The organism is Chitinophaga sp. S165 (genome assembly GCF_003182155.1).
In the GTDB taxonomy this organism is placed as follows: Bacteria; Bacteroidota; Bacteroidia; order Chitinophagales; family Chitinophagaceae; genus Chitinophaga.
The window spans coordinates 1-21,528 of record NZ_QGTG01000012.1 but is presented as its reverse complement, the minus strand read 5'-3'; the positions used below and the strand labels follow the sequence as shown (position 1 = coordinate 21,528).

At 39.4% G+C, this 21,528-nt stretch carries 14 protein-coding genes; 10 read left to right on the top strand and 4 right to left on the bottom strand.

Annotated features, from left to right (window positions below; genetic code table 11):
• Positions 1-559: 559 nt before the first annotated feature.
• From C7475_RS29495 to C7475_RS29480, 4 genes are all read left to right on the top strand, one after another.
• Entirely contained in the window at positions 560-3,931 is a 3,372-nt protein-coding gene (locus C7475_RS29495) for a SusC/RagA family TonB-linked outer membrane protein (protein ID WP_110057036.1), read from the top strand.
• A 17-nt stretch (positions 3,932-3,948) separates the two neighbouring features.
• Positions 3,949-5,406, top strand: coding sequence for a RagB/SusD family nutrient uptake outer membrane protein (locus C7475_RS29490; protein ID WP_110057035.1), 1,458 nt, complete (start codon positions 3,949-3,951; stop codon positions 5,404-5,406).
• 319 nt (positions 5,407-5,725) lie between these two features.
• Positions 5,726-8,284, top strand: coding sequence for a glycoside hydrolase family 2 protein (locus C7475_RS29485; RefSeq protein ID WP_233260007.1), 2,559 nt, complete (start codon positions 5,726-5,728; stop codon positions 8,282-8,284).
• 74 nt (positions 8,285-8,358) lie between these two features.
• Positions 8,359-10,938: a S9 family peptidase gene (locus tag C7475_RS29480; RefSeq protein ID WP_110057033.1), complete on the top strand. Its 2,580-nt coding sequence runs from the start codon at positions 8,359-8,361 to the stop codon at positions 10,936-10,938.
• A gap of 94 nt (positions 10,939-11,032) precedes the next feature.
• On the opposite strand, the gene C7475_RS29475 is transcribed toward C7475_RS29480, so the two are convergent.
• The 4 genes from C7475_RS29475 to C7475_RS29460 form a co-directional block, all read right to left on the bottom strand.
• Positions 11,033-11,305, bottom strand: coding sequence for a hypothetical protein (locus C7475_RS29475; protein ID WP_110057032.1), 273 nt, complete (start codon positions 11,303-11,305; stop codon positions 11,033-11,035).
• 393 nt (positions 11,306-11,698) lie between these two features.
• Positions 11,699-12,364, bottom strand: coding sequence for a transposase (locus C7475_RS29470; RefSeq protein WP_110057031.1), 666 nt, complete (start codon positions 12,362-12,364; stop codon positions 11,699-11,701).
• A 15-nt stretch (positions 12,365-12,379) separates the two neighbouring features.
• Positions 12,380-12,820, bottom strand: a complete 441-nt coding sequence (locus C7475_RS29465; protein WP_110057030.1) for a transposase — start codon at positions 12,818-12,820, stop codon at positions 12,380-12,382.
• Between the two features lie 910 nt (positions 12,821-13,730).
• On the bottom strand, positions 13,731-14,978 hold the full coding sequence (locus tag C7475_RS29460) for an HNH endonuclease (protein WP_110057029.1): 1,248 nt from the start codon (positions 14,976-14,978) through the stop codon (positions 13,731-13,733).
• A gap of 156 nt (positions 14,979-15,134) precedes the next feature.
• On the opposite strand from C7475_RS29460, the gene C7475_RS29455 reads away from it, so the two are divergent.
• The 6 genes from C7475_RS29455 (at position 15,135) to C7475_RS29425 (ending at position 20,710) form a co-directional block, all read left to right on the top strand.
• On the top strand, positions 15,135-16,118 hold the full coding sequence (locus tag C7475_RS29455; protein ID WP_110057028.1) for a PKD domain-containing protein: 984 nt from the start codon (positions 15,135-15,137) through the stop codon (positions 16,116-16,118).
• A gap of 13 nt (positions 16,119-16,131) precedes the next feature.
• Entirely contained in the window at positions 16,132-17,238 is a 1,107-nt protein-coding gene (locus C7475_RS29450; protein ID WP_110057027.1) for a hypothetical protein, read from the top strand.
• 759 nt (positions 17,239-17,997) lie between these two features.
• Positions 17,998-18,909, top strand: a complete 912-nt coding sequence (locus tag C7475_RS29440; RefSeq protein WP_146217694.1) for a hypothetical protein — start codon at positions 17,998-18,000, stop codon at positions 18,907-18,909.
• A gap of 41 nt (positions 18,910-18,950) precedes the next feature.
• Positions 18,951-19,703, top strand: a complete 753-nt coding sequence (locus C7475_RS29435; RefSeq protein ID WP_110057024.1) for a hypothetical protein — start codon at positions 18,951-18,953, stop codon at positions 19,701-19,703.
• Complete coding sequence (locus C7475_RS29430) at positions 19,690-20,307, top strand: ATPase (protein WP_110057023.1); 618 nt, start codon at positions 19,690-19,692, stop codon at positions 20,305-20,307. Before C7475_RS29435 ends, C7475_RS29430 begins: the two co-directional genes overlap by 14 nt.
• A 112-nt stretch (positions 20,308-20,419) precedes the next feature.
• On the top strand, positions 20,420-20,710 hold the full coding sequence (locus C7475_RS29425) for a hypothetical protein (protein WP_110057022.1): 291 nt from the start codon (positions 20,420-20,422) through the stop codon (positions 20,708-20,710).
• Positions 20,711-21,528: the final 818 nt, after the last annotated feature.

Below are 21,528 nucleotides of genomic sequence, written 5' to 3'. Positions count from 1 at the left end.
TATTTTGAAAGGAAAAGGTGTTTTGAGTAGAATTCCAAATTTCCAAGAGCTGTATTCAGATCGCTAATTCTTTGTCTAAAGTAGCGCAAAACGGCCAAAAAATAAGAAAAAATTCTTCCTTTTTCGGGAGTAGAATGAGTAGAGGATGTCAGGTACAGTCTGCCATTCATTGCGTTAACCCGGATGTTCAGAGCGTATTCAAAAAAAAGTTTAAGAGGGAACATTACCTTTTTGTTAAATCAGGGTTATAGGAATAGGACTGTCATGTTACCGCAGCGACGGGGGAACACAAAAAGTGTCGCTGACTAACCAGCCCGTATACCTGATGATGTATGTTATTTATTAGAATGTAAATAATACGACTAGCTATTGCTTTTTATCAATTTCCTCGTAACCTTAAAGAACAGATCGCCAAGCACAATAGCGCATTCTATTGGATTTTGATCCGATTGAACGTTTTTGACGGGGATCTGTTTGTTGAGCTGTAGTGTACAATATAGCACAAGGGGTTGCAAAGGAAGGTATACCAACCAGAATTTGAAACCAAAATACTGTCATTATGTTCAGATGTAATGTAAAACGACCTAGCCTACACGCTTTACTTGTGGTCATATTGTGCTTGTGTACTTATCTACAATCAACTGCGCGACTAACGCCGCTACAAGGGAAAGAAATAAGTATTTCGGTTAAGAAGAGTAGTCTTAGTAATATTTTAAATCAGATCAGTAAAAAGAGCGGGATTACAATTTATTTTGTTGATAATGATCTTGCCGCATATACGAATATTGATTACGATGCGAAGGATAAACAGGTGGTGAGTATTTTAGCGGAGCTTTTCAAGGGAAGGGATTTGTTGTATGAGGTGATAAGTGAGAAGCAGATTGGGGTGAGAAAGGTATTGAAGAAGTCTCATTTGTTTGCACCGGCTGATACTCTGTCGGTTTCGGGGAAAGTTATCGATGAAAAGGGAGGCAGTATAGCAGGGGCTACGATTATTATGAAAGGTAATACTCGTCTAGGAACTATGACCAATTCTAAGGGCGAGTTCATTCTGGAAGGAGTCACTTCCGACGCATCATTAATAATTTCAAGCGTATCATTTTTGACCACGGAAGTAGCTGTGCAAGGCCGTTTTTCTATTGGTGTCGTTAGGCTGAAAGAATACGTGGGTGTATTGGATGCAGTGCAAGTACAGGCATATGGAACAACTAGTCGACGACTTAGTACCGGTAATATTATGACAGTTAGTGGTGATGAAATTGCAAGATCGCCAGTTTCGAATCCACTACTTGCAATAAATGGTAGGGTTCCCGGTGTTTTTATACAGCAATCATCTGGAGTGCCAGGGGCCGGAGTTAAGGTCTTAATTCAAGGTCAAAACAGCATGCAAAACGATAACGACCCTTTCTATGTAATTGACGGAGTACCGTACACTTCACAACTTTTGCCAAGTTTAGCGAATGAATTAGGACAATCCGGGTCGGGAACCTCTGGTATACGGACTTCTACGCAGGGTAATCCTTTGAGTTTCATAAACCCTCAAGATATTGAAAATATAAGTGTGCTAAAGGACGCAGATGCCACATCTATATATGGCAGCAGGGCCGCAAATGGTGCGATTATTATTACGACGAAGAAAGGAAGAGCTGGACAAACTTCGGTTAACGCTTCTTTTGAGCAGGGATGGCAAACAGTTCCGAGAATGCTCAAGTTACTAAATACCCAAGAATATCTTGCAATGAGGAAAGAGGGATACATAAATGATAACAAGCAGATTCCAACGGTTCCAGGCCCAGGGGTGTATGATTTGACTTTTTGGGATCAAAATAAGTATACAGATTGGCAAAAGGAGCTAATAGGGGGAAGAGCAAATTACACGAATGCCCAATTGAGCCTTTCAGGAGGAAGTAGGAATACTAATGTTTTAGCTAGCTTTGCTTATCTTAATCAAGGGAGTGTTACACCAGGTAATCTAAGTGATAAGAAAGCGTCTGTTCACTTCAATCTCAGCAATACATCAGAAAACAAAAAATTTGGATTTAATTTAATAGGAAATTATGTTTTCGATAACAACCAACTTGCATCTGTAAACGCCTTTGTAAATTCAGCATTTACCAGACCGCCAAATGCGCCTGATTTGCGTAGCGCTGACGGTACACTTAACTGGGCATATTTGCCCAATAATATAACGCCAACCATGGTGGGGTCGTTAACGAATCCATTGGTATTCTTAGAAAGAAAGTATATAAACAAAACGAGTAACTTAATATCAAATGCTTTAATCACCTATCAGCCAATTGCTGGATTAGAAATAAAAAGTTCATTCGGCTATAATAAGTTAGAATCTGAAGAAATAAGAACAAATCCGTTGTCTTCATTTCCTCCGAATGTTCGGCAGAATGTGACTAGAACGGCTGGATTCAATAATGCAGAAATCTCATCGTGGATAATAGAACCACAAATGACATATTCTCGAAGCTTTAAAGATAATAAGATCGATTTTTTAGTAGGAGCCACTCTTCAGCATGAAAGTAGGGATCGACAATACCTCAACGCTTCTGGATTCACATCAGACCAATCTATGTTGAATATTAAGGCTGCATCTACGGTTATTGTCGACCCGGAAACAGATGCTGTAATATTGTCAAAATACAAATACAATGCTGTTTTTAGTAGATTAACTTACAACTTGGCTAATAAGTATATCATAAATGGTACTATACGTCGGGATGGTTCTAGTCGATTTGGAGGAAGAAACAAATTCCACAACTTTGCTTCTATTGCGGGAGCATGGATATTTTCAAGCGAGACATTTTTGAAAGAGAATATTCCAGCCATAAGTTTTGGAAAGGTGAGGGCTAGTTATGGAACGACGGGGAATGATCAAATAGGAGACTACGGCTATTTGAACTTGTATGGCAATACATCAACCGGTGGAACATCTTACCAGGGAATCATCGGTCTAGAACCATATTCGGGATTCCCTAACCCACATCTTCAATGGGAGGAAACTAAAAAGTTCTCGACTTCGTTGGAATTAGGATTTTTAAGCGATCGACTTCTATTCGGTGGAACTTATTACCGGAATACTTGTACAAATCAACTTCTAAATGTATCAATAGTAACAATTACAGGTGGAACTAACCTAATTCAGAATCGTCCAGCTAAAGTTCAAAACTCTGGATTTGAGTTGAGTTTTAATTCCATAAATTTAGCGCTGTCAAAGTTTAAATGGACGAGTTCGATTAATCTTACAATACCACGAAATAAGTTAGTAAGCTATGGTGATGTTGACGCAGATGTAAACAGTGACTTAATTGGCAAATCACTGGCGGTAACAAAGTTATATAAATATATGGGGGTTGATCCGACAACGGGATTATATTCATTCGAGGATCATGAAGGGAAGCTGACTTCCAATCCTGATGGAAGCATTGATAGAACAGTTTATATAGATCTTAACCCTAAATATTATGGAGGAGTTCAAAATTCATTTACCTACAATGGGGTAAGTTTAGATATCTTATTCCAATTTGTAAAACAAAAATCCTTTAACTCATATTTTGGTGTAGCGCCGGGAGTTGCTGCTGCAAACCAAGTCGCATATGTACTCGACCGTTGGCAAAAAATCGGAGATCAAGCCTCGATACAAAAGTTCTCTACAACTGTAAACACAACCGGCACCGCAGTATTAACAAGTGATAGGGCAGTGTCTGATGCATCATTTATCCGACTAAAAAACATTTCATTATCATACCCGATACCCCAAAGTTGGATAAATAAGGCGCGGATTAAATCAGGAAGGCTGTATATCCAAGGACAAAATATAATAACAATCACGGACTACGAAGGAGGTGATCCTGAAATACGGACATTGACGGGGCTTCCTCCATTGAAAGTTGTAACATTTGGTCTTCAACTTACAATATAACCACATAAGATAAGCATATGATAACAGTAAACTTAAGATTACATATATATTCAGTTTTCTGCTTTCTTGGATTGACGTTAAATTCATGTTCTAGGCTAGTTGAAGTCGATCCACCAATCACAAGCACAAACGGTGAAAATGTTTTCAACGATGAGTCGACTGCGATTGCAGTTCTCACTGGAATATACACCAACATGAGCAATTCACCTGTTGCTACATTGGATGGTTGGCTAACAAATATCTGTTTAATTTCAGGGTTAACTGGCGATGAACTTCAACCTGTAAATGCTGGAGATATAACGTTTGGGCAATACTTTAATAACGATATCCAGGCAGCTTCTTTGTCAACTTGGAGTAATATATATAGAATGGTATTTATTGCAAATTCTGCAATTGAAAATTTACCCCAAAGCTCTATTAATCCGAAGCTTAAAAACCAACTTATAGGAGAGGCAAAATTCGTAAGGGCTCTATGTAATTTTTACCTCGTAAACATGTACGGGCCGATTCCGCTCGCGTTGTCAACTGATTATCAAATAAATCGGGTTTTGCCAAGAAGTTCTGAAGAGCAAGTTTATAATCAGATGATTATAGATCTGAAAGATGCTCAATTAAGCATGTCTGACAGTTTTGTGGGAAAAGATGGGGTTTCGGTTACAAGCGAGAGAGTTCGGCCAAGTAAGTGGGCGGCCACTGCATTATTGGCAAGAGCGTACTTATATACCAAGAAATATACCGAAGCTGAAGAAATGTCGTCGATAGTGATTAATAATAGCACGTTATTCAGTATCGTGGATATTGATAAAGTATTCGAAATGAATAATAAAGAGGCCATTTGGCAATTGCAACCAGTCGGGACAATCGCGGATTTATCAGCAAATTCAAAAGAAGGCGCTCTTTTTAAGCTATCGGTATTGCCGACTCCCAGCAGTTATTTAGTAAAAATGTCAGCGCAATTCGCAGCAAAATTTGATATGCGAGACATGCGCAGAAGTAAGTGGATCGATAGCATAGAAACGGATGGGCTGGTATATTATTTTCCAACAAAGTATAGGATTGGGCAAGAGCCGGTTGCGACAAAGGAATACTCAACTGTATTAAGATTGGCTGAGCAATATTTGATAAGAGCGGAGGCGAGAGTCATGCTAGGGAAAATTCAAGAAGGAATTGAGGATCTGAATACGATAAGAAGGCGTGCAACGGATTATAGCAAACCCCAAGCTGAACAATTACCAGAGTTACCATTGAATCTTGATCAAAATGACGCGCTTGGTGCAATTGAGGATGAGCGTAAAAGTGAGTTGTTCACTGAATGGGGGCACCGATGGTTTGATCTTAAAAGAACAAAGCGTATAGATGATGTGATGTCAGAACTAAAAAGTACGTGGCAAATAACAGATGCCTTATATCCAATACCTGAAGGCGACTTGTTGGGAAACCCGAACCTTATAGGACACCAAAATCCAGGATATTGAGGCAGTTTTTCGTTTGAGAACTCAAAGTATATGTCTTGCCAACTTATTACTTTTTGTTTTAGGGATGGTGCCTTTATTTAGAAACTTCGCTTGAAATAGAATGATAACTATCATAAAATGATTGCGAGTTGTAGGTGGTCCGCTCGCCTGACAATTCATTTGGCAGATTCGTGAAAGCATAGTCATGATAATATAATTCGAGGGATCAAAAACAGAATAAAAATAAATATTGATGTTAAATAAATCATGTTTAGGAATTACCTTTCTTTGTTTTTTTTGCTCGTTCATTGGATACTCTCAAAGAGACTCTTCATGGCAAATGAAACCAACAACAATTGAAACGAGGTGGGCTAGGCAAGTGGCTCCAAATAATTCGCTACCAGAGTATCCCCGCCCCCAAATGGTACGTGAGGATAGCTGGCAAAATATGAATGGGATTTGGCAATATACAATAACTAGCCTGGTCAATGATATGCCTATCAACTTTCAAGGAAATATTTTAGTTCCATTCCCTTTAGAATCCGCTTTGTCTGGTGTAAAAAAAAGTCTTAAGCCTAATGAGTATTTATGGTATAAACGCTCATTCAATGTGAACATTGAAAAAAACAAACGGCTTTTGCTTCATTTTGGGGCTGTTGATTGGCAGGCTACAGTATACGTGAACGGAAAAGAAGTAGGATCTCATACAGGAGGGTATACAGAATTTTCATTTGATATCACCTCATTTTTAGTAAATGGTGATAATCAGTTAGTGTTGAGGGTATTTGATCCTACAGATCAAGGAATTGGTCCTCACGGCAAACAAGTGCTCAACCCTGGCAATATCTATTATACACCCAGTTCGGGAATTTGGCAAACTGTTTGGCTGGAAACCGTACCTACTGATTATATAGAAAGTATAAGAATTACTACAGATATTGATAAGAGCGTTGTAAGCCTGTTAATTAAGATCTCATCTACAATAGTTGACAAGTCAACGTTATCCATCAACGTTCCGGGTTGCAATACATGTGAAGTTCTAAAAAAGGTCCAGGATAAAGACCATATTAATGCTATGTTAAAGATCCCTAATGCGAGATTATGGAGCCCTGATGATCCTTATTTATATGACTTAGAGGTGGCTATCAACAAAGACAAAGTAAAGAGTTATTTTGGAATGCGGAAGATCGATATTCAGAAAGATTCAAAAGGAGTAGACCGAATCTATCTGAATAATAAATACACATACAACCTTGGGACTTTGGATCAAGGATATTGGCCTGACGGTCTTTACACTGCGCCTACTGACTCCGCTCTCCAATTTGATATATCGGTCATAAAAAAAATGGGATTTAATACAATAAGAAAGCATATAAAAGTGGAGCCAGCGCGATGGTATTATCATACTGATAGATTGGGAATATTAGTATGGCAAGATATGGTAAATCCTAACCAGGGACTACCGGAAGGGAGTAAATCTGAGTTTGAAAGGGAAAGCGCCGAAATAATGCAACAGTTATTTAATCATCCTTCAATAGTTACGTGGGTACTCTTTAATGAAAAATGGGGATATTATGATCAGGGGAGACTTACGAAATGGATGAAAGCAAAAGATCCAACGAGATTGATAAATGGCCACTCAGGAGAAATGTTATATGTAAACAATCAACTTAGAAGTCCTTCTCCGGATGCGTGGATCGGATCGGATCTCACTGATGTGCATGCATATCCAATGCCGGGAAACATTCAAACACGCCCCGGCATGGCAACTGCTATTGGAGAATTTGGAGGAATTGGCGTACCAATTGAAGGCCACCTTTGGGATGACCTTACTACGGGATGGGGCTATGATGGAATCAATACCCCTGGGACATTAATCTTAAAATATAGTGAAATTATTGATTCATTAAAAAAAATGGAAGCTGAAGGACTAAGTGCATCGATCTATACTCAACCGTTCGATGTGGAAACTGAACAGAATGGCCTCATAACATACGATAGGAAGGTTATTAAGATCCCAATTAATAAAATACGAGATTTGAATATTGAGTTATATAGATCGAAGGCATTTAAATTTGAACCTTACCAGTTGTTGGATGCGCTATCTCTGGAAAAAGGGCAAGGTACATATATCGCTGGATTGAAAAAATATGAAAGTGGTGCAAGAGATTCCCTACTTCTTAGGTCATTAGTTACAATGGCTGATTCTCGCTTGGACAGCGCTAAAACACAGAGATTTCTTAAAGAATATCTTCGTATTTTGTTTGCGCCATTATCGGAAAGTAATCTTAGATTTATTAAAAGGTACACCTACACAACCCGGGACACTGGGTTTACTATAATATTTAAGAATATTGATCGTGCCAATAAGTTTTGGGGAAATAATCGAGCGGAGAATTTTTTAAAGAATATTATTGGTAAACAGGAAATACAGCCACAATTGGACAATGATATTGTGGCTCCGGATTGGGAGAAGCTAGTTAGAAAGCTGTCTAATGATTTTGGGGTATTGGGATCGGAAAAGGCGGCGGGAATGGCAATGTTATACTATCATGGCAAGGGTGATTGGCAGAAATTTGGACAATATTATGCGCTTTACTACAAGACTGCAATTGGTAGGAGTGAGTATCATATTAACAATTTATCATGGACAGTTTTTGAAAAGATTGATGATCCTCTTATATTGGCAATAGCAGTGAAGGCGTCAAAGTACAGCGTTGAGCACTTTGGTCCCAAGGATGCTAATGAAATTGATACATATGCAAACCTATTGTATAAAGTTGGAGATAAAAAATTAGCTATTGAATGGCAAAAAAAAGCTATGGATTTATCAAAAGACTCAAGACCTATAAGAGTTAATTATCAAAAAATGATCGATGGAGTACCAACATGGAAGTAATAAGGAAGCGAGAATTCTCACCGCGGCGATAATGCAACTCAGTGTGGCTATTTTGTGATGCGTAAACTCATTTTATGCTTAATAAAGCAATCTTCTATATACTAATCGTACTGCAAGTCGTAACAAGCTTAACTGTAAGTGCTCAAAACAAGCCACTTGATGAATATGCATTGAAGTCTTGGCCAATATTGGAGTTTCCATCAATAAGGGATGATGGGAAGTATGTATCTTTTACTTTGAAGAATGTGCCTACGAAAAGTCAAACTTTGGTTATTCAATCAGTTAATGGCAAATGGCAGAAAGAGATAGTAGAGGGAAATATGTTCTCTTTCTTGGGTTGTTCTAAGTTTGCAGTCTTTGCCGTTAATGACAGTGTTTTTGTCGCAGAGTTAGGAACGGAACGGATTGAATACTTGCCCGATTTAACCTTGATATTTGTTGACTCCAAAGATTTAGTCTGGATAGGACATAACATTAATAAAGGGAGGCGTGAATTTGTATTGGAAAGCATGGGAGGAACGAAGAAAATTACTTTCCCTAATCTTCACTGTGTGCGTAGACTAGAGACTGATGATAACGATAGTATAAAGTTGTTGCAAATGGAAGATTCTGTCGGACAAACACTATTATATACGGTAAACCTTGAAAATGGAAGGACAAGGGTAGTTTGGAAAGGTAAATCCCTTGTTGACTTTGTAGTTGATAATCAACAAAGGCAAGTAGTTTTTTCTGGGATGTCTATTGAGGATGGAAACAAAAAAATATGGTATTATAAGTTGGACTCATCGCAATGCAAATTAGTTCTAGGCGATATCGATCTAGGTCGTGGAGAAATATATAACATTGATAGGATCAATGATTTTAGTTTGGATGGTTCGCGAATATTTATTAGATTAAAAAAGATCATTTCTAATAAAAAGGAGAACATCGATCCGCAATTAAGCATTTGGACGTTTAAAGATCCTATCCTGCTTCGGCCTAATGTTTCATTGGTAAATGAAGAATTAATCTCTTTAAATTTAGACAATGGAAAGGTGATTAGATTGATTGCCCATGATGGTTCAACACTTGCACTTCCAGAATCTGGAAATGGTGATTGGGCGATTGAGACGTATAAGACTATCAACGAAACAGGTAAATCTGAGAAAAAAAGTGATCTCGTGTCTACAATTAATGGTGACAGGATGGAATTGGAAAACGATGGGGTGCTAAGCCCCAACGGGCAATACATAGTTTGTTTCGACAATAAAAATGGGTACTATTACAGCATTAATATCGAAAGTAAGCGCAGAACAAACATGACAGAGTCTATTTCTTCTTTTTGGACTAAGAAATATAACGATGACTATGATGCACTTCAACCGATGAGAAGAGGAATCGCAGGATGGACTGACCAGGGGGATGTACTTATTTATGACCAGTTTGATATATGGAGATGCAATTTAAATAGTGTATTTAGCCCTCAAAATATTACAAATGGTTATGGTCGTAAGAACGGAGTTGTTTTCAGTTTGTTCGGGGATGCATATCAGAATAAATTCATTAATGCTAATGGAAAAATTATACTTAGTGCTTTTGACAAAGTTACTAAGAAAAATGGCTTTTATTCAATTTCTTTCGGGCGCTCGAAGCAACCTAAATTATTGACTATGCAGTCGAAGTTATTCTACTATCCTCATGCAACGCTCGGGATAGAAAGAGGATTTATGCCTTTGAGAGCAAAAGATGCTGATATATATATAATACAACGAATGGGAGCAAATGAAAGTCCTAACTATTTCTTATCTGATGACTTTAAGAATTTTAAAAGACTGACAAATATTCATCCAGAAACAGAATATAATTGGTTAACAACTGAATTACATACTTGGAATAACTTTCAACAAAAAAGGCTTCAGGGAGTTTTATATAAACCCCAAGATTTTGATTCAACTAAGAAATATCCAATAATTTTCTATTATTACAGGAAATTATCAGATAATTTAAATGCTTTTTTGAAGCCTTCCTTTTCCGATGGGCGGTTGAACATCCCTTGGTATGTCAGCAAAGGGTTTCTTGTATTTACCCCCGATATTCATTATATGGCTGGAAAACCAGGAGAAAGTTGTTTGGACGCAATTGTAAGCGCAACAGACTACCTGAGGGAGTTTTCATATATCGACTCAAATAAGATGGGTATTCAAGGGATATCATTTGGTGGATTTGAGACCAATTATCTAGTTACACATACTAATATATTTGCCGCGGCATGCTCTTCTTCAGGGCTATCTAATTTTATTAGCGGGTACAACAGCATTAATAACGGAAATATTAAACAACCCGAATTTGAAATGGGACCTTATCAGATGGGAGGAACACTTTGGGAGAAGCGGGATGAGTTCATCAATAATTCAGCTGTTTTTTCTGCTAATAAGGTGACCACTCCTCTTTTATTAATGCATACTAAGAATGATTCAACGGTTCCATATGCCAATGCTTTAGAGTTCTTTTTAGCATTACGGCGGCTGGGAAAAAAAGTGTGGTTTTTATCATATGAGAATAGTGATCATGGAGTATATGGAAGAAATGGTGAAGATTTCAATACACGCATGGAGCAATTTTTTAATTATTTGTTGAAAGATTCTTTACCTCCAGTTTGGATGAAGATGAACTAAAAAGGTTCTAAAAACTGGCGAATTTAACAACTTTTTTAAAAAAGGCATGCAGTCGAAAACTGCATGCCTATAAATGATAGTTCAGTCACTAATACTATTCTGCAAAATACAAAGTTCTAGCAGGGCAAGAAGCATTTGTTTTAGCAACAACTGAGTAAGACACTATGGTAGAACCGAGACCCTGATCTTCAGTTGTCAGCGCGGCTTGAACTGGCAAGGTACAAATTGTAGTTTGAGCACCACCAATTGTTGTTGTTGTTGTGTTTGAAAAGAATGAAGCTGGCTGCCTTGATGCTTTAAACGCTAACGCGCCGCCAACTACTGCGAACAATGCTACTGCGCTCAGAACGATTCTTGCTTTTTTCATAGTTAATTCGCCTTTATAATGTTAAAAGGCTAAACTTTAGTTAACAAATAATTTATGCCTACTCTTATCTATAACTTCACTGTAAAGGTGGTAGGCATTGACCTTCCGTGAAGTACCTGATCAGGATGACCTTTCTTATAAGCGGGACATACCTCGCCCATAAGAGAATATTTTATTTAAACACTCTCTTGGAAATTAAGAATGTATATAATCTGATTAATCGACTGACCGATTCAAATCCTTAAGCTTTTTCTCATAAAAAGCTATTTTAGCCAGTTTATATTTTTCCTGATATAACTCAAAACTCCTGTTTGTATCTTACCATTTTATAATAGATAGTCGCCATTTTATTTGCTGTTGCTACTATGGCGTATTTGTTTCCGCCCTTGGATTTCATTCGTCGAAATAGTCACCCAGCCAGTGGTTTCCTCTTTGTACTGCATTTGCTGCATTTCTAAACGCTATACTGGCAGGATTTGGTTTCTTTCTCATAATCTGGCTACTTATCAGTTTTCCGCCAGATATTTTATTATTCGGACTCAGATTTAACCAGGAAACAAAATGTTTTTCTGTCTCCCATTTGCTTAGATCGATTCCTGTTTCTGCTAATATTTCAAATCCTCCGATATGGCTCAATCCATAGATCTCCATTACGTCTACTCCATGAATCTTGTAAAGAAATCTTCGGATATCTACCTCTGGGTGATTTTTACATTTTTTCTTATGGGATTTCCATTCTGGCTCTTCAGTATCTATTACTCCATAGTTGTGCAACAGCTCCAAAACCTTCAGTTGTTTTTCTATTTGCTTATCGCATGATGAAATTCTTTCCTGATAAATATTATAAAACTCATAGCTCTCACTTATAATAAACAGATGTTCTTCTCTCCAATTTCCTTGTAGTGACTTAATAATTGTTTCACTATCAGCCTTGATCCTTTTATCTATGAATCCAAGGAAATTTACAGGATTCCTCTCTCCCTCAATTATGCTTTCTATGATCTTTCGACCTGTAGCACCGGTAATATCACTAATAACACTATGTATTTTAATATTCATGGCGTCGAGTGATTTCTACAACCGGAAAATAAAGCGGCTGGCATCGTCAATAAGTGATTTTTTATACCGTACCATTGTTCGTAACGTTTCCTGTTCGTCGCCTGGTAAATAGCTGGATTTCAACAATCCGCAACTATGAAGCTTCTGTATCCACAGTGCATCATCTTCATCTGTTTTTCGTCCTGAGACGTTTCGTACCTCTTTAGCATTAACCAGATAAACTTCAAATCCATGTCTGACGAGCAAACGGAACAATGCTTTCCAATAAATTCCGGTGCTTTCCATCGCCACAGTATCAATTTTACAATACCGCAACCATTCTATAATTGCTTTAAGATCGCATGTCATTGCGCCAAAGGATTTCACCCTGTTAATGTCTCTACCTTCTGGTACTGCAACTGCATGTAGTGTGCTGCCAATATCAATTCCTGCAGCGTTTGGATTCACAAGTGGCATAGTAACCACGTCTGAACCTATTTTGGTGTGTTTCTTTTTTGAGGCATGTACTATAATTTATTTTAAGTCTGCCGCCTCCTGACTTCTCATGTTTAATCTTACCTACGGGTTTTACTCCCAATTTGAAACTCAATTAGTCAGAAGAACCACACTTTTCTATGAGCTTGTGCTCATTTAGTAGGATGATCTTACTGCAGAAGACCTTCCCTAATTTATTTCAAAGAACACGTCTTAACAAATTCCTCTGTTCGCCAGTTATTATCTGCGAAGCATCGGGCCATCGATACGGATACTTTTCTACTGGTTTTCGGCTTTCCCAGTAATACCCACAAAGGGGCAATGTCTGGCCAGGACGGTATTTTTCTGTTAATATTTATAAGGGTATGTTATTGGCATAATACTGGATTACAGGCTTTTCAAAGTCATTTAGACACAAGGTTACTTGTAGATTAGACATTAAACTATATTATGCGAAAAACGTTTACGGGTAACAATTTTTATTTTTCATGAATATTTTTTCTTTAACAATTGCAATGGTAGCATGTTGAGCATTTTCTTATTAATGGTGAGAGATCATTACATCTCTTAATCAAAGGTAGGAGTGATGGCTATACTTTTACTTAGGATTTGGAAACTTAAACTTTGGAGATCACGGATAAAGATAACAGGCAACGACTTCTATTCTTTCCTGTCGGGCTGTATAGCTGCTAGGAGGTTATAGCAGACTTGCTCATTTTAGGGACTGTTGGTCGTATGTAATATGTTGGGTATTTCTTAAGTTTTTAATATATAGTGACTGGATAAATAGATCCTCAATTTTGTTGAAACTCACAACTTGAGTAGAACTGAATTTGAAATGAAGTAATTGAACATTAGATAACTGCTTGACTGAAAATTCATGGATATTTGTCTAGGGATTCCTGGTCTCAAATGCATTGTTACTCAGGATTTTAAACTCGCTCCACCGCACTTTTAGCAATTTTTCTGAAGGTTGCATTAAATCTTTTCTTATTGCCAATTTTTTACCTACCAGGAACGCATAATGACTACTCTTCAGTTTCGAAGCGATATGTATTTCTAACGTCTTAGGATGAATACCGATTAGATTTTTGTCCCATAGCACATGAATATCCGCACGAAGAAGCAAAGCGTTCTTTGAATCGTTATCACCATTAATCCTGTGCGGTTGAATATGGCATGCATGTAATGCTGCTTCTACATCACATGCTGTCACACAACATTTATTGTTATATTGTATCAACAAGTTTTTCTTAAGGTGACGTTGTCCCTTCCGTGATCTTTTTAACAAATTAATTTGCTGAAGCAGAATGTCATTGGGAGCTTCTTCAAATGACGTTCCAGGTATTTCGAGTTTTTCCATCTCGGAATCAGCATATGGCGAAAAAATTATGTTCTTGTTTTCCGTGTCCCATTCCAGCAGGGGCAGGAATTCAACAAAAGTTGTTTCATATAGCACTGTGTTATCGATAGTGGTTTTGGGTGCCTTTCCATCAGTGAGATTAAACTTTTTGGAGCATTTGATGAACCGTTCATAAGTGAAGCTTTCTTTCGGAAAGGGCGGTTGCAAGTTATTTCGTCGCGCAGCACTCACTCTTTCAAGCCACACTTTATTGTCGAAAGTAGATTGGACACAGTATTCTTCGCCATCAAGTGGAGAATAGAAGGGTTCCTTAGTTTTTGCAGCCAGTCCTGCGTTTTCTATGAAGATTTCCCATGCCAAAGGAATGTTTATAAAGGGGGCTTTTTTGGGGGGGATATCTGGGATTACTTTCCAAGTAATACAAATTGGCGTTGTATTTTCATGAGATATATAGTGGGCAATGCCTTTATAGGTGTAAGGGCTACGATCTTCTGTTCGAGTAAACACTAGTACATTGCAAATACCGTCGATCATTGTTTGTATTAAAGCCTGTCCCTGGTGACTATCAGTTTTGCCATACCAAATCAAATTTCCTTCTTCCCATTTATTCGCGTAATTGTGCCCTGTTCTTCCGGCATTACCGATATTTACAAATAAGAATACAGTGTCATTGTGTTTTACATAACCAGTGTTCCAAGGACCTTTACGTTTTTCAATTGGGATGTCAAAAATATTATACAGATCTTCTTTTGAATATTCGCGATTTACTATTAGCATTACAGTAGGGGTTTGATAACAGTAAATTTAACAAATAGTTGAACACTTCTATCTTCTACCGCACTATTATATAAAAACTTTATTTAATCCCCCAGCCAACCACAATCCATTACCCTCCACCTAGGGCGCACAACAGGACGTACTATAGGTGAAGTAATGGTGGTAGGCGCGCCGGTAGAGGTGAAAGATGACAAGGGCAATGTCCGTAAGTATGTCAACCAGATCCGTGTAAAGCCGAAAGACCCTAATCAGCCTTTTGCAATAAAAGGAGATTCAGGTTCTGTGCTGATAGATGATCAGAACCGCATAGTAGGATTACTGATGTCCTCTAAATTTAAAGCAAAGCCCTATATGAGCACCTGTAATAACATCCACGATGTGCTCAGGGAAATGAAGATCCGGATATTTCATCCACCTACCGCCGACTTTACCATTAGTCAGCAAACAGATGCACTCACTTTTTATTTCGATGCCAGCAGCTCGGTAGATGGCGACGGTACCATTGTAACGTATGCATGGGATATGGGCAATCCTAATAGTAGCGGCGCTGTTACTACCTATAGCGGTGTGATGTGTGCGCACACTTTCAATACGCCCGGCGAGAAATACAAGATCACGCTCAAGGTGACCGATAACAACGGCACAAGCGATCGTATAGTGAAGGAAATAACGGTTGGATGGCCCGCTGGCGGCGATACAGGTGAGGTAATTGCGTTGGTACCCGAAACAGGACAGCGTGTGAGGAACCAGGCTCCCGCAGCACTGCTGAGTGACCTGAAGGCACTTATCCAGACTTCTGAAAAAGGAAAAGCGATGGCTGCATTAGTGGAAGAGTTCAGGGATGAAATACAACAGCTGGTAAATAAAAATCGTAAAGTGATGGTGGCCTGGCAGCGAAAGCAAGGACCTGCTTTTGTAGCCCAGTATCTTAGAACTATCCGCATAGAAGGTGCGCCACTGCCGAAAGAAGTTAATAACGTTCCTGTGCAACAACTGCTGCAGCATATGGCTACAGTGATCGAAGAAGAAGGTAGCGCGCCTCTGGCAGCCGCTGTGCGCGAACATAGGCTTTCTATCTTCAACGCGTTGCACCACCACAATACTTTAGAGGAAATAATAACTGCAATTCACACATATTAAATAATTTTCATTTATGGAGATCACCAAATCACGGGAAGAAAGGGAGAAAGAATTTGAAAAGATGGTGTATCATTTACCGGAAGCAGAAGCGCTGCTTCACAGCAGGAAAAATGTCGTATCGGTAAATATAGCTTGTAAGGAGATTGCGGGCAGGTATACAGATACAATGTGTTATGTAATACATGTGCGTAAAAAGATGGCAGCAGCAGAGCTGGATGAATCCGAAATGATCCCTTCGGAGATTGCAGGTATTCCTACCGATGTAGTGGAAATTGAAACCGCCAGACCACTGGAAGATAAGAGCCAATATCGTCCTTTAAAAGCCGGCATACAGATAGCTCCCAACACCGGTTCATGGTTCGGTACTTTGGGATGTTTTGCTACCAGTAACGAAACCGGAAAGCTGGTGCTTCTTTCCAACCATCATGTTTTGTATAACGATAGTAAGACAGACGGCGATAAGGTAGGACAGCCTGACCTCACCTGCTGCGCATGTTGCACCTGCGATATCATAGCCTACAATACGAAAGGCGTTTTAACTAAAGAGGTAGATGGAGCCATCGCCACAATAGGAATGCACAACATTGCAGATAATTACGTAATCAGCAATGTTGTGAGAGGTTTGGGGGAATACATTAATCCAGGAATTGCTGAACAGCTTACGTCTGACGATGCACCCATCTATAGTGTCGCTCCGCTGAAGGAATATCACAAAGGAGATCAGACCATTGTGTGGACTACTGTACTCCCCGGTGAACGCGTAAGGAAAGTAGGGCGGACAACCGACAGAACGATCGGCAGAGCAGTAGGAATAGATACTAATGCCTGGGTGGGCATTCCCAAAACCGAACCGGCTAACTTTGAGCATCAGATGTATATCGTTCCTCATACGCAGAACGGTGGTAATGAATTTGCAAAAGGAGGAGACTCTGGTTCAGTGATCATCAACGATCTTAATCAGGTGGTGGGCCTGCTGATGGCCAGCAAAGAAAACGGTGATCCGGCAAATGACGGCAACTATGCCAATTGTATCCATAGGGTGATGGCTGCGCTTAATATCAGCATACATGGCAGTCCGAAGGCCGCTGGGACATCACAGCGAGTTAGTCATGTACTATGAGCAGGCCGGGTGGATGAAATATGGGATGGGTGGAACTTTTTATCAGGACTTTGAGCAGTTGAAATGTTACTTCAAAAAGACCGATATCCTGAAAGCAGTTACCTACGTATACAATGATTCTTCCGATAAGGATAATGTCGCAATGTTTCAGCGGGATTTTGTTGACACTTTTGAGGAAGGGAAAAGTTTATTTTATCATTATTGATATGTTTGTTCCGGATAAAAAGAGCGAGACCAGGCTAAAACCCCGGTCTCGTTTTTACTATCAGAAAATATCATTCGTCAACACAAAATCGTCTCTCCCTCACCTGTAAACGAATTTATATATATTATAGAATAATCGTATTTATAGTAAAAAAATTTTCAGACTTTGATTAATGATATTGACAAAGTCACTAACTTGCACTTCATTATAGTTTTAGTAACGTTAATTTCAAAACGAAAATTATGTACACAAAACGCCTTTTAAACAAGCCGTTGGCCGATCTGGTCGACTTACCTGATCTCTCAGGTTTGAACTCAACTTATGTCCTTGCTACAACCCACTTCTCCCTGTTATCCCTACTACCCCGACTATCCCTACTATCTCTACCGGTCCTACTATAATTCCCCAGGACTCATTACCCCGACTTTCATAGCTTTTTAACAACTTCTTACTATAAAATAATTCAACGCATGTACGTACGTGTGCAAAGTTTTTTTGCGCCCGCTTATTTGCCTTGAAGCTGTAATCATTTTTTCATAACTAAATCTAATAACATGGAAATGTTAAGTCATGTCGCATTCCTCATCAACGAGGAAATTCCAAAGCAATTGAGAAGATCGCCCGTTCTCCATCCGAAATTTATCAACCAGATAATGTTCGGAAGATTCCCGAAGCTGGAATCTCTGGACCGGGTGTTCTTGTCATCACTCAAAAACTCAACAAAGGAAGAAACCATTCGAATCGCTGTAAAGTCCTGTCAGTACAGCATTGTGCCGCTGATGGACAAGTTGATGGGATGGCTTCCGGAGAATGAGGTAAGGCGGATGGACATCCTTGATCGTGATGATCGGGGAAGCCAGTTATTTAAATTTCTTCACAGGCTGCTGTATGATCTGCATCTGTACCTGGAGAAGAATTTCTACGAGTACATGGACGATGAATACAAGATCCCGGCGTACAGCAGGCATTTGTTTTACGAGTTCGTTATGGAGACTTTAGTTACCTTAAAATGTTCGCCCCGTTTCCGCTCTCTTAACAGCCGTCTGCAGCGTATCGTCACTGCTCCGCTGGAATTGTCAGTGTCACCATCAGGCGATAACGATCTTTCTTACTGTAATCGCGACTACATTGAAAAATTGGCTAATCAATTACTCGCATTTGTAAAGAAAGGAAATGACAATGTCTGGCGACTTCACAACCGGCTGCAATACATTGATTTCAACAGTGTAGAATATGTCCGGTATTTAACGTCGCAATTCAGAGAAGAAATCGCTTGCATCACCGGTAACAAGGAAAGGTATGTATGGCTTATCGAACGGCGAAAGAAGATTGCTCATCAGTTGGTTGAAAATGGAACATCGTTCCGTGTTGGCCAGACGCCGCTGAAAGCATTGCTGGACGAGTGGTTGAAATGGGAAATCTATCACACGAAAAGAATGTTGGACCTCGAAATGATCAGCAAATAGAATTGTTAATCACCCTTTATTAAAACTCAAATAACCAAAGTATGGATAAGCAGTATCTTAACATCAATTTCATCCGTCACCTGAACGCATTTTATACAGTTGTCCACGAGCACGAGCGACTACGTGCAAGCGATATTAGCCTTTATGTGGCACTGTTTCAGTTATGGAACCTTGAGCGTTTTCCTGTGTCATTAGTCGTCAACAGAGCTTTAGCCATGAAACTTTGCAAAATAGGATCGCTCCACACATACACCCAGTGCCTGAAGCGTTTGCACAATTTTGGCTTCCTGACTTATGAACCGTCTGACGAACTTTTTTCACGTAGCGTGATAAAAATGCTCCCGTTGGAAAAAGATAAGGGTGCTAAAAATGACACGCATGCGTGTAGCAATAAAGACCCGGCTAACGGTAGCAAAATCGACACCGATAGGGTGTCAATTTTGACACACTTTAATAATAAACAAATAAACAATTTTATAAACGAGAGTAAAACAGCACACACACGAAAAAAAAGTAAAGATAAAATCAAGGCGCCTCCGGCGCCGGAATTGGAAGCAATACGTACCTATTTCCGTGCCGCCGCACAATCAGACAGGGAAGCCGAGCTGTTTTATTTTCATTACAAGGCCATAGGCTGGACTATGGGTGGCATGCCGATCCTCGATTGGACGGCCGCCGCGGAAAAATGGATCAGCCGCATTCCTTTAATAAAAAACAATGCAATTGCAAATACAACATCAACAGTCGGAGGGCTCCGATCAGAAAAGAACAAACGTTACGATGAGCCCTTTTGATTACCATTACATGCTGCAGCAGGTCGAAGAGAAGGGTAGGGATCTGTATCGTCATGATTTTGTTATCGACGATATCGACCGGCCCGTTGTAACGAAGCTGATCGCTTATTTCCTTCGTGATGGAGAGGTCGCTGCAAAAGAGAAACTCGACTTGCATAAGGGACTGTTTTTAACGGGACCAGTGGGCTGCGGGAAAACGTCGATCATCCGTATCCTGTCAAATTTCAGTCTGCCGGACCATCGTCCCTTTATTAAATCTTCCCAGGAGATAAGTCTCGAGTTTACGGACCTTGGTACTGACGTGATCCTGAAGTATAGCAGAAGGGCATTTAATCCTTACAGACGAATGCCGCATGTCCACTGCTTCGATGATCTCGGCTTTGAGCCCCTGGTTAACTATTGGGGGAATAAGATCAATCTCATGGCGCAAATCCTTTTCACCAGGTATAATCTGATGCATTCTCATGGGATGATCACACACATCATAACACGATTAAACGCCGCAGAGCTGGGCGCAATCTATGGAGATCTCTTACGTAGTCGCATGCGTGAGATGTTTAACGTGGTTGCTTTTCAGCCGGATTCGCGGGATAAAAGGAAGTAGTAGTGTGATTATTAATTACGGAAAAAACGGCCGGGTAATCTTGCCCGGCCATCCTCGAAATTGCGTAAAACAAGCGATCATTTTTCTCTAATTTTAAAAGGAATATTTACTTATGGCTAAAACAAAAAACGTTTTATTAACCGGATTTAAGGTTAGTAAAACAGTATTAGAAAATCAATTTGTAGTTAAGACAAGAATGGGACATACCTTTCTGGCTAAGAATCCTGATATGAGTAATGTCGTTCCATCCACACCTCAATTAGAGGAAAAATCCAGATTTGCAGCAGCTGTGGCCTATGCCCGGGAAATCGTTAATGATCCGGTACGGAAGCAAAATTATAAAGCACATCCTGGAAGTACGGTATATCACAGCGCTATTAAAGATTATCTGAAGCAAAGATAGTAGTGCAGCACGCGCCCCGCTACACTACTATCTTACTTGCCCCTGCATTCTACTCTTCTCCTTACGTGTGCATGGCAGTGTTCATGCTCTTACATTGTTGAGTATCCCGACTTTTCCGTATTTTTTGTAAAGCTTGATTAACGCATCTGTAAAGTCAATCCTGATTTTCCACAATAAAACTGTAAAGTTTTTCTGTATTAAGAAAAGGTTCGCTTAGATACCGCTTAGATAACGCTAATCCTACGTTAATCCTACGTTCATGAACGTAAGATTAACGTAGGATTAGCGTTATCTAAGCGGTGTATAAGCGGTAAAAATGCCGCTTTAGAACAAGTAGTCCGCCACCCGCCCTTTTTGTGTAAAATTTGGGGAAAAAGTGTTGCTTTTGAATGCCCTGTAAGCTGTTGTTATTCATAACTTTGTGTCAGCGCTGTATGCGCATTTGAAACTCAAAATAACTTTATACATTATGAATTACTTAAGAATTATTGTACCCATCGTTAGTTCATTAACTGCTATATATCGACTACCAGGCCTACACCTATCCGTTGTTTCAACGACCCCGCATATCTATTTAACTTTATCTGATTTTATTATCCATTCGCATGCAGAGCCGCCCATTTCTGATACTTAAAAAAGATTCAGTTCGTGAGATGATCTTAGAAGAGAAGATCGTCTATGTGGCCGTGGAAAAGAACTATATATGTATTAAGCTGGTAGATGGTAATGATTCGGTCTTGAGCGTTCCAGAAATGCGCTGAAATAATCAGAATTTTGGGCAAAACCTCACCATGCAGATTATTACCGCCAAGCCAAAA

Coding starts and splice junctions, on each gene's coding strand:
- C7475_RS29425 (WP_110057022.1), top strand. CDS start 20,420: ATGGCTAAAACAAAAAACGTTTTATTAACCGGATTTAAGGTTAGTAAA.
- C7475_RS29495 (WP_110057036.1), top strand. CDS start 560: ATGTTCAGATGTAATGTAAAACGACCTAGCCTACACGCTTTACTTGTG.
- C7475_RS29480 (WP_110057033.1), top strand. CDS start 8,359: ATGCTTAATAAAGCAATCTTCTATATACTAATCGTACTGCAAGTCGTA.
- C7475_RS29465 (WP_110057030.1), bottom strand. CDS start 12,820: ATGCCACTTGTGAATCCAAACGCTGCAGGAATTGATATTGGCAGCACA.
- C7475_RS29470 (WP_110057031.1), bottom strand. CDS start 12,364: ATGAATATTAAAATACATAGTGTTATTAGTGATATTACCGGTGCTACA.
- C7475_RS29485 (WP_233260007.1), top strand. CDS start 5,726: ATGAAACCAACAACAATTGAAACGAGGTGGGCTAGGCAAGTGGCTCCA.
- C7475_RS29475 (WP_110057032.1), bottom strand. CDS start 11,305: ATGAAAAAAGCAAGAATCGTTCTGAGCGCAGTAGCATTGTTCGCAGTA.
- C7475_RS29455 (WP_110057028.1), top strand. CDS start 15,135: ATGGTGGTAGGCGCGCCGGTAGAGGTGAAAGATGACAAGGGCAATGTC.
- C7475_RS29435 (WP_110057024.1), top strand. CDS start 18,951: ATGGATAAGCAGTATCTTAACATCAATTTCATCCGTCACCTGAACGCA.
- C7475_RS29490 (WP_110057035.1), top strand. CDS start 3,949: ATGATAACAGTAAACTTAAGATTACATATATATTCAGTTTTCTGCTTT.
- C7475_RS29450 (WP_110057027.1), top strand. CDS start 16,132: ATGGAGATCACCAAATCACGGGAAGAAAGGGAGAAAGAATTTGAAAAG.
- C7475_RS29460 (WP_110057029.1), bottom strand. CDS start 14,978: ATGCTAATAGTAAATCGCGAATATTCAAAAGAAGATCTGTATAATATT.
- C7475_RS29440 (WP_146217694.1), top strand. CDS start 17,998: ATGGAAATGTTAAGTCATGTCGCATTCCTCATCAACGAGGAAATTCCA.
- C7475_RS29430 (WP_110057023.1), top strand. CDS start 19,690: ATGAGCCCTTTTGATTACCATTACATGCTGCAGCAGGTCGAAGAGAAG.